This is a genomic window from Paenibacillus litoralis, from assembly GCF_046244365.1.
Classification (GTDB): Bacteria; Bacillota; Bacilli; order Paenibacillales; family NBRC-103111; genus Paenibacillus_V.
In genome coordinates this window covers 5,006,244-5,022,348 of the sequence record NZ_CP176395.1, presented here as the reverse complement: position 1 = coordinate 5,022,348, position 16,105 = coordinate 5,006,244, and the positions used below count along the sequence as shown (strand labels likewise).

The window sequence follows — 16,105 nt, the reverse complement described above, 5'->3', positions numbered from 1 at the left end:
ATTATCAGTATCGTGAGCGAGGGGGGCTTCCGGTGTCGAACATTGATTTTGAAGCATACAAGAAATATTTTTACATAAGCAAAGGGGAGCCGCAGGAAGAGGCGATCGATTCCGTCAGCGGACTGCAACTGCTGGATAAGGAAACCATGCAGCGCTTTCTCGACCGGTATTCCGTTCACATCAAGGCGAAGGAGCAAACGGCGGCTGCGGCTTACTTTGCCGGCTGGTGGGGCTTTGTCGCCTTCGGCTTGCAATATGCGATGTCCGTTTATCATACGGCGCCGCGTTTTACGCTGGACGCGATTACAGTTCGGACGATTCAGGAAAACGGATACGTTAGGTTCCTCTTCCATGTGGACGACTGGAAGGAAGAGGCGGCGCCTGCCGATCCGGCCGAGAGACGGCAATGGATGGAGCGGGTCCTCTCCGAATTTTACCGCGATCAATTGAGCCCGTTGTATCAGGTCATGTCGGGGGTTTCCGGTTTGGATGCCGGTCAGCACTGGGGGCAGCTGCCGACGAAGTTTAATTACTACATGGGCATGCTGAAGGAAACCATTACCGACGAGAACGTGAAGCTGCAGCTTGACGAAGACTACCTGTTCTTGAAAAATCTCGATCCTTCCGTATTCGGGCGCGCCAAAAATCCGCTTGACGTCAAGGTGCGCTGGATCGAAGACATGAAATCTCCCGACAAGCAGGTGCGGATAAAAAACGCCTGCTGCCTCTACTATCAAACCGGGGAAGGCGAATATTGCTACACTTGTCCGCGGCTGAAGGAAGAGGAGCGGGCAGCTAAACGGGTCAAAGCCAGGGCATCGTCTTAAAAACACACTTGTGAGGACAACGGCATAGCGATGCCGGTTGTCCTTTTTTTGTCAGAACCCTCAAAACCAGTTCCAGATCACAGATTTCAAGAGCGGTTGAAAGCCGATAGCCTCGTCCACACACAACCGTGGTTCCATGCACCAAAAGGACCTGACTGCGATCCGTCATTTTCTTGTCGGCAGGAGCGGCGGCCTTTAGAATTATTTTATTGCGGAATAGTAGAGCGGAGGAGGATGCGGCTGCTTCAGGTCGAATCCATAAACTAGGAAGGTGAAGGCATGGCGATAGTGACAGTCGAAACGCTTGTAAAAGCGCCGTTGGAAGTCTGCTTTGACTTGGCCAGAGATATCGGGGTGCATACGCAAACGGTTTGGAAGCATACGAAAGAAAAGGCGATAGCCGGCCGAACGTCCGGTCTGATCGCGCTGGGCGAAACCGTCACGTTCGAAGCGACGCATTTCGGGATCAGGCAAACGCTGACCTCCAAAATCGTAGAGTTCGATTATCCGGTATTGTTTACGGATGAAATGCAAACCGGCGCCTTTGCGCGGTTGAGACATACGCATTACTTTCGCGGCGAAGGCACGAACCGGACGGTCATGAAGGATGTGCTGGCGTTCAGCTCGCCATACGGCGTCATCGGCAAAACGTTCGATGTTCTCGTACTCGAGAGGTATATGAGGCGGTTTATCGTCTCTCGGAACGAGAAGCTGAAGGAACTGGCGGAAAGAACGACGCAAATCACGAAATAGAAAGAGGCATAGGGATGGAACCCGGGGATACCGTCGAGTCGCTGGCGAGCCGCGTGCTGATCCATGAGCACGAGCTGTTCGTAGAAACGCTTGCGGGCATTAGCCAAGGACGAATTATCCTGTAACGAAATGGGGATGGAATCGATTGAAGGAAGTCATTTACACGAATAAAGCGCAGGATCCGGGCGGTATGCCGTATTCGCAAGCGATTAAAGCGGGGAATACCGTCTATGTAGCGGGTCAAGGTCCGTTCGATCCGGAGACGGGGCGGCTTGTCGGAAGTACGCTGGATGAGCAGGCAAGACGGGCTATGGACAACCTGAAAGCCATTTTGGAAGAGGCGGGGTCGAAGCTGGACGAGGTGGTCAAGGTGACCGTTTTGCTCGGAGCGGGGGCGGGATTCGACGACTTTAACGAAATTTATAAGGAGTATTTTAAAGCGCCTTACCCGGCAAGGACGATCGGTCCTGCGGATCAAGGGTTTATGGTGCAGATCGATGCGATCGCCGTCATTCCTTCTTAGCGCCGCCGAAGCTGCGAAACGATTCCGAGACCCGGATTCCGGAAACATATTTCCTTGTCCCTCGAATATATTGGGTAGGGATACCCTCTTATCTGGGGGAAGGAGGAAAGAACGGGATGAGGAAAGGAAAAACGGGCTTCGAAGCTATTTTTCGCGTTTATATGTTTTTATTCGCCGGACTTTTGCTGTTTTTTCTTCTTTTCTTCCCATTGGTCGTTTTCTATCAAAAGAAAATCGATATGAAGCCGAACGGCTTGACGGGAAAAGCGGTAAGCGTATCGAGTTCGTTCTTTCGCGATATGATCTCGATGGAGGTTCCTCATTTTCAGCGGAACGGCGAAGGGAGCAGCTTGTCGAGAGAGAAGGTTTTCGGTTTTTTGACCGATGTGCTGCTTGGCGTATCGCCTCAAAATCCGATTTCGCTGTTTGCCTCCGTCATTCCCCGGTTTGACGACCAAAAGCCGATATTGCTCGTGGAAGCGAGCCGGAACGATACGATCTACCCCATTCACCATGAGCAACCGAGCCAGCCTTATGAGGAGGAAGCCATACCTGAAGGGACAATACCGCCCCAAACGGTTCGGCCGGTCGAACCGGAGCAGGGAACACAGCCGGAATCGGTACCGAGCGGGCCGGCTAAATCGGTGTTTATTTACCATTCCCACAACCGCGAATCGTGGCTGCCCGAGCTTCCGAACGTGAAAAAGCCCGAACTCGCCTTCGATGCAGACAAGAACATTACGCTTCTCGGCGAACGTCTGTCCGCCAAACTGGAGGAGCAAGGAGTCGGAGCGGTTCACTCGAAAATGGATTACCAGAGCCTATACGGGGATACTTATAAATCGGCTTATTCGTACGACTATTCCAAGAAAACGGTAAAAGAAGTGATGGCGGTTCAGTCCGAGCTGGATTATTTCATCGACATTCACCGGGACTCCAATCCGCGCAAGCATACGACGATTCAAGCGAACGGCGTCGATTATGCCCGCGTATTTTTTATCGTAGGTCTTGAAAATCCGCAGTGGAAGCAAAATCAGGAATTCGCCAAAAAGCTGCAGGAAAAGCTGGAAGCGGAAGTCCCGGGCATATCGAGAGGGATATTCGGCAAGACGCGCAAGGACGGGGACGGCAAATACAATCAGGACCTATCGCCGAACAGCTGTGTGATCGAGATCGGCGGCGTGGAAAATACGATCGAAGAGTCCAATCATACCGTCGACTTACTCGCGAAGATCATCAAGGACTTGGCGGACGAGACGAATAATCGGTTGAAAAGCTGAGGAGACCGCCGCCGTAGGCGGTTTCTTTGTTAGGGGGAAGCGACATGAATAAAAAGCTTCAGAAAATCAGGACAGCGGAAAGACAATATCATGAAGCCTTTTATGAAAACAACGGTCTGTTTGAAGCGGGCAGCTGGCTGAACAAGCCTGTAAAGGCAGTTACGGATACGCTTCAGCGGTTTCGCGAATACGACGAGGTCCGAATGCTGGATCTGGGATGTGGGATAGGGAGAAACAGCATACCGATGGCGCAAGCGCTAATCGGACGGACAGGCTCCGTCGTTTGCGTCGATTTGCTGGAATCCGCGCTATCGAAGCTCGAGGAGAACAGCCGCCGGTATGCGGTAAGCGAATATATCGTACCTCGTTTATCGGATATCACGCATGTAGAGATCGGGGATCGGGAGTATGATTTCATCGTCGCCGTATCTTCGCTTGAGCACGCAGCCTCCGAGGAGGGATTTTGCAATCTGCTTGCCCGAATGGCTGACGGAAAGAAGCCAAGGGGCGTCAACTGTTTAATTATCAATACGAACATGCAGGAAATCGATAGGGAGACCGGCGAGGAGCTGGAGCATCTTACGGAAGTACTGCTTTCGACGGAGCAAACGGAGCATTACTTGTCGGAGGCGTATAGCGGCTGGGAGATCCTGCTCAGAAACGTGAAACAGCTGGAATTCCCGATCGATAGGGGCGAGCGGAAGGTCATTTGGAAGACGGATTGCTTGACCTTTGTTGCTCATAAGACAGGTACAGCCAAGAATAGCTCGAGGGACTACTGGTAGTGTTATTTAGTTAATGAGATTAACAATCGCATATAACGTGACCCGCACGCCCAATTTAGTCGGCAGCGGGTTATTTTTGTTGCATATTTTCGTTAAGACGATATATACTGTATATATACGATATATACGATTATCGGGGTGAAACAATGAATCTTTCCGTATCCTTAACGTCAGGGGAGCCGATTTACCTGCAAATTAAGGAGCAGATCAAAAATCAAATTTTAGCCGGACAGCTTCAGGAAGGCGATCCCCTTCCTTCGATTCGCAATCTCGCTCAGACGCTTAAAATCAGCGTGATTACGACGAAGCGGGCATACGACGATTTGGAGCAGGAGGGACTGGTTGCCTCGGTATCCGGGAAAGGAACCTTCGTTTCGGGGACGAATAAGCATTCGATCCGCGAAATCAAATTCCGCGAGCTGGAGGAGCAGATCAAGTCGATCGTGACGCAAAGCCGCGCTCTAGGCTTGAAAAGGAACGAAGTGATGCAATTGTTTGACATTTTTTACGGAGAGGAGCGGGATTGAAGCAGATGATCGAATTTCGGGGATTTTCCAAGCAGAACGGCGAGTTTCAGCTGCAGGACATCAGCTTTCATGTCGAACGCGGCTATATTACCGGGCTCATCGGTCCTAACGGCTCCGGCAAAACGACGCTCATTCGCTCGATCATGAATCTGATTCGGCCCGACGACGGGGAAGTGCTCGTATTCGGGGAATCGTATCGACGGATGGAACGGGAAATCAAGCGCAGGATCGGATTCGTCTATGATGAAGACTTTTTCTACAACCACTTGACCGTAAACGAGATGAAAAAGATCGTCGCCTCTTTCTACCCGACCTGGGACAATTCCGTATTCACCGCCTATTTATCGCAGTTCGGGATCCCGGCGAAACGAAAGATCGGGGACTTGTCCAAAGGGATGAAATCGAAGTTCGCCTTGGCAGCCGCTTTGGCCCATGAGCCGGAGCTGTTGATTATGGATGAACCTACTTCCGGCTTGGATCCCGTGTTTCGCAGGGAGGTGCTCGCCATTCTGAGCGAATATATCCGGGACGGAGAGCGGTCGGTCCTATTTTCCACGCATATTAATGCGGACTTGGAGCGAATCGCCGATTATATCGTCTATATCCGGGACGGGCGGCTCCATTTTACCGGAAGCAAGGAAGAGCTGCTGGATACGTACGTATTGGTCAAAGGACCGCTAGGGCTGCTTGAGCAAAACCGGATTCCTTTTGTCGGCTTGCAGCATACTTCGCTCGGGTTCGAAGGGCTGTTATTGAGCGAACATTACGAAGAAGCGCGTTTCGGAAGCCAGCTTATTGCCGAGAAGCCTTCTTTGGACGATATTTTAGTCTATACGCAAGGTGGGAAATGAGATGGGACCGCTCATTCTGAAGGATATCCGGATTCAAAAGCGTTATATTTTGCTCGGATTCGTGTTTATCGGGATTGTGTTTTTTGGTCTTGGCGCGTTTGAAGGGCTGCCGTTATCGGTTCCGGCGGCCATTTTCAGTCATTTTCTCATCGTGGTCGCCAGCAAATCGGATGAAAAGAACAACAACGGACGAATGCTCGCGTCCTTCCCGCTGCTCAGAAGGGATATCGTCGCGTCGAAATACGCCGGTATTTTCGTTTTCATAGCGCTTGCTTTTGCGTTGACCTCGTTGTGGCGCGTGCTTGCCGCTTTGATTTTGCCTTCCGAGGAACTGCCATGGTTCGATCTGCCGTCGGTTTTGCTGACGATTGGCGTTTTGCTGCTGTTTTACTCGATTTATTTCCCGCTCTTTTTCGCACTCGGGTCGCGTCTTTCGCAGGTACTGGACATCGTTGTCGTCTTTGCGGTCGGAGGAACGGCGGTTATCGTCTTGCGCATACTTGAATGGACGAACGGAGGCGCCGGCGCTGCGCTTCGGGAGCTGTTTGCGCATGGCTCGGCGGGGATGACGGCAATTGGCTGGTGGTCGGCGGGCGGCGGACTGGTTTTGTCGATCGTTTCCTGTTTACTCGCTATGGCGCTGTATGAACGAAGAAGCTTGTAAGAAGGAAGTCTGCAAAGGGGAAGCCGTCTTCGGGCGGCTTCTTTTTGTCGTTGTGAACAAGATAAGTCGTGCAAACGTATGTTCTTTTATGTTATGATACGTATGGCAATAAATTGAAAAATTTGGGGAGTGAGCCGATGACGAAGAACCAGGCGATCGATAAAGCCAAGAAATATAACCGGGAATCGGGCGATCCCTATTATGTCGTGAGAGATATGGAATCGGAATTTTATATCGTACTGAACAGGCTTCAATATAAGGAAAAATTGACCGCCGATGCGGTTCATCAGGAATTCGTCGTGTTTAGCATCGAGTAGCCACCTATTAAGGGAGATCGTTTCTCCCTATGCCTTCTGGAGCCGAGTAGTACGGAAGTCGCGATTCTCGCGGTTTTTTAGTCAAATTATTAGATGCTTCTACATGATTTCCGCTTTCGTGTCAACAATCGGCTGAATATATCGATTTTTGCGCTTGCCTGGGAAATGTTCGGGGAATACTACGCGAAACAAACGGGAGGATGAGCGAAACATGGCTATCGTACAAGTCACGATCGTTCCTCTGGGGACGGGAACGACGAGCGTAAGCGAATACGTCGCGGCTACGCAGCACGTGCTGGAGCAAGCTCAGGAGACGGTCCGGTACCAGTTGACGCCGATGAGCACGATCATCGAAGGGGAGCTGGAGGATTTGCTTGCCGTTGTCAGGCGCATGCATGAGGTGCCGTTCGAACGCGGGGCGGTTCGCGTTTCAACGTCGATAACGATCGATGACCGGAGAGACGTTAAAGGCACTATGGAGCAGAAGCTGCGTTCTGTCGAAGAGAAGATGAAATAAATTAAGCAACGCCAAGAAACGCGAGCGAATCGCGTTTTTTTTGTTTTCCCAAGCGGTATGAACAGTTTCCTCTTTCGACGTTCGTTTGCGATGCCGTATCGTTTTCGGGTTACGGTCATCTTCGTCCAGACGCCGGGGGCTTCGCCAGTACGCTCATCGTGTGCTGTAGGGTGATAGGTGTTGCAGGTTTTGCAACATTTTAACGTCTGCAGGGGGGAGGACGAACGTGATGTTGTATGATTTACAACAATTTCGCTGAAAAAGCGGGGATACTATTATTTTTTGCTAATATTGCTGTATTTTGTACAACACTTTGCTGTTCTGGTCAAAAAATTGCTCGAAATGCTGTACGCCGTACAACATTTGGTTCCGATCTTGGAGCAACAAAGCCGGTATGAGCGGCGAAGAGAGTTTCTCCATCGGAGCAGTGTCGGAAACCGCGTATTCGGAAACATTTTGTTTACATTTTAGAGAAGGGTTATTAACATTCGTGCTTTATAACTAGAGTTGTGTCTGGGCAATCGTTCGCGAAGCGGAATGCGCTCGTCGTACAAGGGGGAGGATGTTTATTATCGGTTTCGAACAACGCATCGACAGACTGAGAGCCTATGAGACCTATTGCTTTCGGATCGCGCATTTTTTGCTTGATAACAAGAGCGCTGCCGTTTCGGCGGTCAGAAGAGCGATGCTGACCTTGTTTCAGGATCGTGCGTTTCTTTTCGGCAAGGAAAACGAGCGATTCGACCGTGTCAGAGCGATTGTCATTCGAACCTCCTTGGAGCATAAACATGGCGAAGCATGAAGCGGATACGGATATCGCGGCGTAGCGCCACTCGTTAAGAGATAATGAACCCATTCGGAGAGAGGGAATTGAAAATGAAAATGAAAATGAAAAAGAAATTGCTAGAGGCGGCGGGTATACTCTTGATCGCTGCGACGGCTGCTTGCAGCAACGCAGATAACGCAGGCAAGACGGAGAATCCGGTCGGGAAGGATGGGGGGACGGAGCAGACCAAAAGCGTGTCCGCAGCGGATAACAAAGGAACGGAAGGAGAAAAAGCGTCTTCGGATGGCGTAAAGACAGCGGAAGGAAAATCCGGATCCGATGGTTCGCAAACGGAAACGCAATCGCCGGAGGGAAGCAAGTCGTTGCTCGGCAATACGGAATCGGCGGCTGGCAATAAGTCGTCTTCCCGGTCGTCGGCAGCTGCCGGCAGCGATAAACCGTCTGTTGCGGCCGAAGCGAGTCCTCCTGCCGAGAGCAGGCTGCTTCCGGCAGCGCCGGCGGAAGGTGGAAAGCAGCCTGCGGCGGCAGCGCCAGAGAGCAAGCTGCTTCCGGCAGCGCCGGCGGAAGGTGGAAAGCAGCAGCCTGCGGCGGCAGCGCCAGAGAGCAAGCTGCTTCCGGCAGCGCCGGCAGAAGGTGGAAAGCAACCTGCGGCGGCAGCGCCAGAGAGCAGGCTGCTTCCGGCGGCGCCGGCAGAGGGAGGAAAGCGGCCTGCGGCAGCACCTGAGAGCAGGCTGCTTCCGGTAGCGCCGGCGGAAGGTGGAAAGTAGCCTGCGGCGGCAGCACCGAAAAGCAGATCGCTGCCGCAGGCACCGTCAGATGGTGTAAAACAGCCTACGGTAAGCGCCGGAAAGAAGCCCGTCCCAATAGCGTCCCGTACATATTGGATAGCGGCTGTCCTACTCTCGGCTCGAGAGGGATGAATGACGTAGAGGAATGCGCCGATTTGGTTAGCGGATAAAATCGGCGGCCTCTATCCGATGGTTTGACATCCGGGTTGAAATCGAGAATAATTTTGACATCCGTACTGTGCGATTTTTGCCTGGGTTACCGCCTTGAACGTTTGGGCTTTAACGGCTTGCATGTGCGGCGGCAGGATAGAATGGGGTGGAACGTCATAGACAAGACGAGAATCTTGATCATCGAGGATGAAGTAGCGATTGCCGATTTACTTGCATACGGATTGAATAAAGAGGGCTTTGAGACGGTTGCTGCCCATAGCGGAGCGGAAGGGCTGCGCGAGCTCGAGAGGTTCGAGCCGGACATGCTCTTGCTCGACTGGATGCTTCCGGATGTAAGCGGCCTCGACGTTTGCAAGAAAGTGACGGAAACCGCGAACATCCCCATTATTATGCTAACCGCCAAATCGGATATCGCGGATAAGCTGGTAGGCCTTGAATACGGCGCCGACGATTACATAACGAAGCCGTTCGATCTGCGCGAGGTCATCGCCAGAATTCGGACGGTTCTTCGGCGTATGCAGCAAGCGAATCGTTCGATCGGGGAGCCGGCCGAGTTCGGTATTCGTTTTCGAAACATCGAGATCATTAAGGCGGAGAGACGGGTGAAGAAAAACGATGAAATCGTCGATCTAACTCCGAAGGAATTCGATCTTCTCCTTACTTTATACAACTATAAGGGTAAAATTTTTACCAGAACCGAGCTGCTCGATTTTGTTTGGGGGTATGACTACGCGGGGGATACCCGGACGGTCGATATTCATATTCAACGGCTGCGCAAAAAACTGGACATGAACGACTTGATCGTGACTGTCTTCGGCATAGGCTATAAATTTGAGAAACAGGTGGAATAACGTCATGTTTCCGACAATCAAAGCGAAATTTCTGGTCGGTTTTTTGATTATTTTCTCCGTCTCTCTCTTGGTGCTGAACCAAGCTGTCGTCCGGATCATCGAGCGCAGCAACGAGAACATCATGACGCAGGATTTGATCGGCTTAAAGAAAAACAGCGGCGTCTATGTAAAGCAAGCATTCATGATCAATCATTTCGATAACGACGAGATGTATTTTCAGCAAATGGCCAAGGAGATGGCGGAAGAGCTGCGATATGTTACGTCGAGCGCCGTCGGCGCCTACTCCGTCAAAGGCGATTTGCTGTTTGCAACCGACGAAGCGAAGTTTGACGGCGGGGATGATGACCTTAAGCAAGCGCTGACCGGGAAGACGGCGTATTCCATTTCCTACGCAAACGGCCTGTCCCAGGTCTATTATTCCTACCTGGTTGACGGCAGCAAGGTCGGCATTTTGCGGTTTTCCAAGGATTTCACCTATTTGTACGAACAGAGCCGAACGATTTTGGACATTATTTTTTACGCGACCCTTGCAATCTTTGCGGCTGCTTTCTTGTTCTCGTACATTTTGTCCAGAAATATGACGATTCCGCTCGTTAGACTTGCCAAAGCTTCAACCGAAGTGGCTAACGGGAATCTTGACATCCGCATAGAGGTGAAAAGAAGAGATGAAATCGGCATGCTGGCCGATAATTTCAGCAAAATGATCGGGAAGATCAAAGCGCAAATCCTTAGAATCGAGCAAGACCGCGACCGGCTTGAGGAGTTGAACCGTCACCGCAAGCAGTTTTTTGACAATGTCACCCACGAGCTCAAAACCCCGCTGACGACCATTCTCGGCTATGCGGAAATGATCAAAGAGAACGGGAGAGACGATGCCGTTTTCTTCGGCAAGGGCATGAATCATATTGTCGATGAAAGCAAAAGACTGCATGTTATGGTGCTGCGGCTGCTGGAGCTCTCGAAGGAATCCTCCGGGCTTGAAGCGTTCGAGATCGTCGATGCGGGGCGCATACTGAGCGAGGTTTGCGACGGGATGGCGATTAAAGCCGAGCGATACGGAAAGTCGATCCAGTGCGGCGCGGAAGCGGGGCTGCTTGTAAGCGGGAATGCGGACAAACTCCGGCAGCTGTTCATCAACGTGCTCGATAACGCGATCAAGTACAGCGATCCCCATTCCGAGATTGCCGTATCCGCCCGTCGTGCCGTGGATCAAGTGAATCTGAGCATCATCAATCAAAGCGAAGACATACCGCCTGAGCATCTGGAACATTTATTCGAGCCGTTCTATCGCGCCGATAAGCGCAAGGCCAAGGAGCAGGGCAGCAACGGCTTGGGGCTCAGCATTTGTCAGACGATCGTACAGGATCATCAAGGATCGCTCGGAATAGAGAGCGCGAATCGCAAGACGGTTGTGGCCATTTCATTGCCGGCAGCCGATGACGAAAGGGAGGGCTAGGCGGTGAAGAAAATAAGGAAAAGGCTCCTGCCAGTCGTACTCTTGGCTGCCGTTGCGGCGGGCTGCACGGACGGCTTGACCGGCAAAACCGTCATCATTCCCGATTCGGAAGAGACCCAGGAGCGTTCTGCCGGGAACGAGGAATTCGCGGTGAAGAAAATGTATAAGCTGCTGGAGAATGAAGATAGCACCGGCGAGCTGCTTGGGTGGGCGGGCCATAACCAAGTGCTCGGGGCTTTTGGGCGCAGAGGCGGCCCGACCGGCATCGAGCTTGTCGATTATGTGAACCGGTCCAGGCAGAAAGTAGCGGAAGTAAACGGACAAGCTGAAGTAACGGGCGCCTCTCCCGACGGGGCCTTCGTTACCACGGTTTGGGAGGAGAACGGCAAGGAACAACTGGCCATTCTTCAGCTGGCGACGAATAAAGAGCTTCGCATTTCGGATTTTGCCGACGGCTCCATGCGGAAGAGTGCTGTGACTTGGTCGAATAACAGCCGTTATGTCGCTTATGTGAAGGGCAAACGCAAACAAACGGAAGCGCAGATCGTCGTGTACGATGTGAGCGGGCAGACGCGGAGCGAATACACGATCGACCGAACGAATGCGGAGTACAGTCAGTTCGATATCAAAATTTCGGATGACGGGAAAAGCGCGCTGATCTGCAACTATTCGGGCAGCCAATCCGCCATCGTTTACGGAAAGATCGCCGCCGGTGTCTTTACCGGCCAGTTCGAGCAGCTTGCCAGCAGCGAAGCGGGCATGGATTTTGTCAGCGAAAATCAGTTCGTGTATGTTGGTGCCCAAGGTACGCTAACTCTGTACGACACTCGCAAGGCGAGTTCGTTCCCGCTGGTGGAGCAAATCGGCACATTCCGTGTATCGGCCGACCGCAAATATATCGCATACTCCAAAGGTCGCGAAAACATTTTCGTCGTCAAGCTGCAAGGAAATGCCGTCATGAACGAGAAATCGATCTATAAAGGGCTGATTCCGCTTCATATGGACTGGAGTCCCGACAGCAAAAAGCTGCTGGTCTACGGACGGAAATCGTATCCGGCCCCGGCACCGGCACTCCGCCCGGCAGTCGTTCTACCGGACCAACCTCCCTATATTATAGAGTTTTATTAAGCCGGTCTCAGCGGAGGCCGGTTTTTACCGTTTCATGCCCCCCGTACAAATCGACTCCGAGGCGTCTGTTTGTTTTGCTGCGTCTTTATATTTTTCTGACGGTGCCGCCTTTGTAGAAGCTGCCCTGCAAACGGATATGTTCGAACGGTTCATCGGGGTTGGCGATCCGCCACAGCAGACGTTCGGCAGCACGGCGTCCCGCTTCCTTCATAAGAAGGAGCGGCCTCGACAGCTGTGGAAACCGGCGGTTCTCCATATCCTCCAAACTAATGAGCGAGATATCCTCCGGAATGGATAGGTTAACGGACTGCAGGGCATAGATGATGCCGGGCAAATCTTGCTGGACCGCACAGAGAATGGCGGTATAGCGTCCGCGCTGCAGTTTTTCCTTGAGCGTCGACATCCAGGAATCGCCCGATGCCGAACGGTCCGTAATATGATCTTCAGGCACCGCTTCCGCACCAAGTCTATGCATGGCTTCTTGAAAGGCTTGCCAGCGCAGCTGAAAGCCGCGATGCTTATGAATATCGCCCATATACAGGATACGGTTATGCCCCATCGAGAGAAAGTGGTTGACGGATTGATGAATGGCTGCCACTACATCCCATATGACGCTGTCCACGGTTGCGATCGCCGGCGGGTAATTGATCAGCACTTTCGGCATCGGGAGCTGAAGAAAGGCATGCTCAAGCCGCTCGGGTATGGCGGGCGGAATGAACAGGCCGTCATAATAGTGCAGGTCCATGCTTTCCATCCAATAGGATGCGTCGGCCTGCGCACTCGCCGCATTCGGAAGGAATGTGGCGGATACGGTATGGCCCCATTCCTGCAAACGCTCCTGAATGCCTTGAAATTGGATTTGATAGAAGGGCGCATCCTGCGTCATGATCATCGTAAAGCGCCGCCGCTTGGTCGAAAGCAAAGGAAGCTTTTCGTAACCGACGCTAAGCTCCTGCTCCTTGGTTTTGTACCCAAGCCTGCGCGCCGCCTCAAAAATATCTCTTCTCGTGGACTCCGACATGCCGGGCAAACCGCGAAGCGCTTTGGATACCGTATGAATGGTCAGCTGCAGCTCATCGGCGATGGTTTGGAGGGTGACTTCCTTTTTCTTGCGCATAACGGTTCCTTGCTCCTCTTCTTGATAGAATCGTCCGTTATCTTTAAAGGTAAAATGAAACTAAAATATAGTTATAACTTACGCTAAACTGAAAGCATAATCAATGAGAAGAGGTGCAGAACGATGAACACTTCATATGCATTCCAGAGACATGTCGACGTCCATGCTTCGGCGGATGTTGTCGTGATCGGCGGAGGACCCGCCGGCACGGCTGCAGCCATCAGCGCGTCCCGCTGCGGGAAAACGGTTATTCTATTGGAGCAATCCGGACAGCTTGGCGGGATGGGAACGCTTGGAAACGTCAGTATCTTTATGCCGATCGGGAACGTAACCGGGATTTACCGCGAAATGATCGCCGAGGTGCTGGCTGAATATTTGCCCGATCATCACGACGAGTCCATCTCGCCGCAATATTCGCCGTTCGTGCTGCGCTATTATTTGAACGAAAAGATGAAGAAAGAGAACGTCCGGGTGTACTACCATGCCGAGTTTGTAGGCGCCGTCAGCGAAGGTAACCGTTTGAAGGCCGTCATCGTTTCGACGAGAGAGGGCTTGAAAGCGTTCGAGGCGAATCAGTTCATCGATTGTACGGGCGATGCGAGAGTGGCGATTGACGCAGGCGTTCCTTACAGCTCCGGCCGCGAAACGGACGGCTTGACCCAGCCGATGACGCTGATGTTCATGATGCAAAATACGGGGAAGCCGGTCAAAAGCATACTGCCCGAGGGCTGCTATGCCTATGAAACGGTGTCCGATTTGCCACAGGGACGCCGCCTGTTCTGGGAGAAAAATAAAGACGGAACACTCCTCGTCAATATGTCGCGCGTTAAGGGGAACGGAGCCAAAATCGAAGACATCAATTACGCCGAGACGGAGGCGCTGAAGCAGGTGTTCTCGATCGTCTATTACTTGCAGAAAAACGGATTCGAGACTTATGCTTTGGCACATATCGCCGGCCAGGTAGGCGTTCGCGAAACGAATCAGATTCAAGGCCTCTATACGCTGACGGAGCATGACGTGGAAGGCGGGACGCGGTTTGACGATGTCGTCGCCCAAACGAACTACGAGATCGACATTCATAGCCCGGACGGCAAAGGAACGACCGACGAGCGTCACGTTAGCGGATACGATATCCCGTATCGCTGCATGGTTTCCGGCACGCTCGAAAACCTGCTCGTCGCAGGCAGAGCGATATCCGCTACCCATGTTGCGATGTCTTCCATGAGGGTGCAGCCTACCTGCTATGCCTTGGGGCAAGCATCGGGCATCGCCGCTTCGATCGCCATGAACGATTCGTGCTCCGTGAAAGACGTCTCGATCGCTGCGCTGCATGATCTGCTGAGCAGGCAGGGCGTGGAGTTTAAACGATAGCTGCTGGTTGCTCGCACAATATGATCGCTGGCAAGCGGATCGGGCCGATCTGCTTGCTTTTTTTTGATACAAAGCGTTCATATGGCTTGACATCGCCTCGTTCATTCCCGACAATAAATATGTAAGACATTACCAAACGAATCTTCGAGTAGCTTGAACCGCGCTATTTTAACGAAGGGAAGAAGGTTAGGTGGAATTCCGCAACAACGAACTGCACGAGCTTGAAGACTGGGAGGCACGGGCTTTTATTCAAAAGGTATTAGAGCGTGCCGATTGTGCGAACGCACAGCCTTCTACTGGGAAAGACGAATTTGCCGGACAAATCGTCGACATGTGGACTGCCTATGTACAAGCAAGCCGCGAACGCAAAAGAGAAGCGGATGAACGCCGAAATTGCATTCATCTCCTATTCGGACTCTCGGATGCGGGATCCCTGAAGGTGGCGCTAAGCAATGCCGGAATGCGTCAAGCAAGCGAAGTGCTCGCGTTCAATGATTTATTTTCCATCGGGCCGGTCGGGCGGTTGGAGACGACAGACGGGCAGAGGCATAGGCAGCATTGGTTGACCGAACGGTTTGCCGGCTACATGCACGACCAGTTATTCAATCGGGAACATGGAATCGGTGCGATGCTGGATCGGTTGGCAGGCATTCCCGAACGTCAGAACATAACGATATGGTGCGCCGACAATGCTCACGCGCAGGTTGGTTTGCGTTTAGCCTTGTATGCGCTAAGAGAAAGAACGAATCCGATCTGTACGGTCAATATCACACAGGCTTATGCCAAAATTGCCCTTCATCACGAAAGTGAGCTCATACCGGCGGCGCTCGGCGAGATTTCCCTTGAAGCCATACAGGAGCTGCTGATGAGTAAGGAGTGGGAAACTCCGTTGCCGGAAGAGGAGAGACGGCGGTATGAGCGGGAATGGCTGGAACTGTCCGGAGGAGACGGGCTTCTCCGCTTGTGGCGGGATGGGAAGCTTCTCAGCGTACAAGAGACCTATTTTGACGAGTCGCTTATGGGAATCGTAAAAAGGCTGCAGGACGAAGAGGGCGGTGCCTCCTATATTCGTGCGGGCCGCATCGTCGGTGAAGCGATCGCCGAGTGGAAGCAGTTGGTTGGAGATCTTTTCGTGGAGTACAGACTATGGACGTTAATTAGCGACGGAAAGCTCGTTTTTAAAGGGCTGCCCGGTGCGGTTTATAAATTTAGCGTGAAGCTGACGTCTTCATGAAATCGCATTTTTGTCAGGAGACAGCCGGAGAAGCGGTTGTCTCTTTCTTATAGGCAACGATATCGAAAGAATGTAAAGGTGAGGCTTTGCATATTTCCCGTAATTGAGTTAGTATCAAATTATAATGATTATAAATAGTTGTACGATGCTGCCTATCC

The 16,105-nt window shown here is 52.1% G+C and carries 18 protein-coding genes; 17 read left to right on the top strand and 1 reads right to left on the bottom strand.

Going from position 1 to position 16,105, the window contains the following annotated elements; translation table 11 throughout:
- The first annotated feature begins 32 nt into the window (after positions 1-32).
- The 15 genes from ACKGJP_RS21090 (at position 33) to ACKGJP_RS21020 (ending at position 12,225) form a co-directional block, all read left to right on the top strand.
- Positions 33-827 carry a (2Fe-2S)-binding protein gene (locus ACKGJP_RS21090; protein ID WP_409340772.1) on the top strand — a complete coding sequence of 265 codons (795 nt, stop codon included), beginning with the start codon at positions 33-35 and terminating at the stop codon, positions 825-827.
- A 279-nt stretch (positions 828-1,106) separates the two neighbouring features.
- Positions 1,107-1,580 carry an SRPBCC family protein gene (locus tag ACKGJP_RS21085; protein ID WP_409340771.1) on the top strand — a complete coding sequence of 158 codons (474 nt, stop codon included), beginning with the start codon at positions 1,107-1,109 and terminating at the stop codon, positions 1,578-1,580.
- A 145-nt stretch (positions 1,581-1,725) separates the two neighbouring features.
- Positions 1,726-2,103 carry a Rid family detoxifying hydrolase gene (locus tag ACKGJP_RS21080; protein ID WP_409340770.1) on the top strand — a complete coding sequence of 126 codons (378 nt, stop codon included), beginning with the start codon at positions 1,726-1,728 and terminating at the stop codon, positions 2,101-2,103.
- A gap of 116 nt (positions 2,104-2,219) precedes the next feature.
- Entirely contained in the window at positions 2,220-3,383 is a 1,164-nt protein-coding gene (gene spoIIP / locus ACKGJP_RS21075; protein WP_409340769.1) for a stage II sporulation protein P, read from the top strand.
- Between the two features lie 44 nt (positions 3,384-3,427).
- The gene (locus ACKGJP_RS21070) at positions 3,428-4,168 is read left to right on the top strand and encodes a class I SAM-dependent methyltransferase (protein WP_409340768.1); all 741 of its coding nucleotides are present in this window, start codon (positions 3,428-3,430) and stop codon (positions 4,166-4,168) included.
- Between the two features lie 146 nt (positions 4,169-4,314).
- Positions 4,315-4,695: a GntR family transcriptional regulator gene (locus ACKGJP_RS21065; RefSeq protein WP_409340767.1), complete on the top strand. Its 381-nt coding sequence runs from the start codon at positions 4,315-4,317 to the stop codon at positions 4,693-4,695.
- 5 nt (positions 4,696-4,700) lie between these two features.
- Positions 4,701-5,546 carry an ABC transporter ATP-binding protein gene (locus ACKGJP_RS21060; protein ID WP_409347221.1) on the top strand — a complete coding sequence of 282 codons (846 nt, stop codon included), beginning with the start codon at positions 4,701-4,703 and terminating at the stop codon, positions 5,544-5,546.
- A gap of 1 nt (position 5,547) precedes the next feature.
- Positions 5,548-6,210: an ABC-2 transporter permease gene (locus ACKGJP_RS21055; protein ID WP_409340766.1), complete on the top strand. Its 663-nt coding sequence runs from the start codon at positions 5,548-5,550 to the stop codon at positions 6,208-6,210.
- Between the two features lie 137 nt (positions 6,211-6,347).
- Entirely contained in the window at positions 6,348-6,527 is a 180-nt protein-coding gene (locus ACKGJP_RS21050) for a hypothetical protein (RefSeq protein ID WP_409340765.1), read from the top strand.
- Positions 6,528-6,738: 211 nt separating this feature from the next.
- Positions 6,739-7,044 (top strand): MTH1187 family thiamine-binding protein, encoded by a 306-nt coding sequence (locus ACKGJP_RS21045; RefSeq protein ID WP_409340764.1) that lies wholly within the window; start codon positions 6,739-6,741, stop codon positions 7,042-7,044.
- A 562-nt stretch (positions 7,045-7,606) separates the two neighbouring features.
- Complete coding sequence (locus ACKGJP_RS21040) at positions 7,607-7,846, top strand: hypothetical protein (RefSeq protein ID WP_409340763.1); 240 nt, start codon at positions 7,607-7,609, stop codon at positions 7,844-7,846.
- Between the two features lie 74 nt (positions 7,847-7,920).
- Positions 7,921-8,598 (top strand): hypothetical protein, encoded by a 678-nt coding sequence (locus tag ACKGJP_RS21035; protein WP_409340762.1) that lies wholly within the window; start codon positions 7,921-7,923, stop codon positions 8,596-8,598.
- 347 nt (positions 8,599-8,945) lie between these two features.
- Positions 8,946-9,641 carry a response regulator gene (locus tag ACKGJP_RS21030; protein WP_409347220.1) on the top strand — a complete coding sequence of 232 codons (696 nt, stop codon included), beginning with the start codon at positions 8,946-8,948 and terminating at the stop codon, positions 9,639-9,641.
- A 4-nt stretch (positions 9,642-9,645) separates the two neighbouring features.
- On the top strand, positions 9,646-11,097 hold the full coding sequence (locus tag ACKGJP_RS21025) for a sensor histidine kinase (protein ID WP_409340761.1): 1,452 nt from the start codon (positions 9,646-9,648) through the stop codon (positions 11,095-11,097).
- 3 nt (positions 11,098-11,100) lie between these two features.
- Positions 11,101-12,225, top strand: a complete 1,125-nt coding sequence (locus ACKGJP_RS21020) for a hypothetical protein (protein ID WP_409340760.1) — start codon at positions 11,101-11,103, stop codon at positions 12,223-12,225.
- Between the two features lie 85 nt (positions 12,226-12,310).
- On the opposite strand, the gene ACKGJP_RS21015 is transcribed toward ACKGJP_RS21020, so the two are convergent.
- A complete protein-coding gene (locus ACKGJP_RS21015) occupies positions 12,311-13,342 on the bottom strand; it encodes a LacI family DNA-binding transcriptional regulator (RefSeq protein WP_409340759.1) in 1,032 nt (343 codons plus the stop codon).
- A 123-nt stretch (positions 13,343-13,465) separates the two neighbouring features.
- On the opposite strand from ACKGJP_RS21015, the gene ACKGJP_RS21010 reads away from it, so the two are divergent.
- Positions 13,466-14,713 (top strand): FAD-dependent oxidoreductase, encoded by a 1,248-nt coding sequence (locus ACKGJP_RS21010; protein ID WP_409340758.1) that lies wholly within the window; start codon positions 13,466-13,468, stop codon positions 14,711-14,713.
- Positions 14,714-14,903: 190 nt separating this feature from the next.
- Complete coding sequence (locus tag ACKGJP_RS21005) at positions 14,904-15,947, top strand: DUF1835 domain-containing protein (RefSeq protein ID WP_409340757.1); 1,044 nt, start codon at positions 14,904-14,906, stop codon at positions 15,945-15,947.
- The last annotated feature ends 158 nt before the right edge of the window (positions 15,948-16,105 follow it).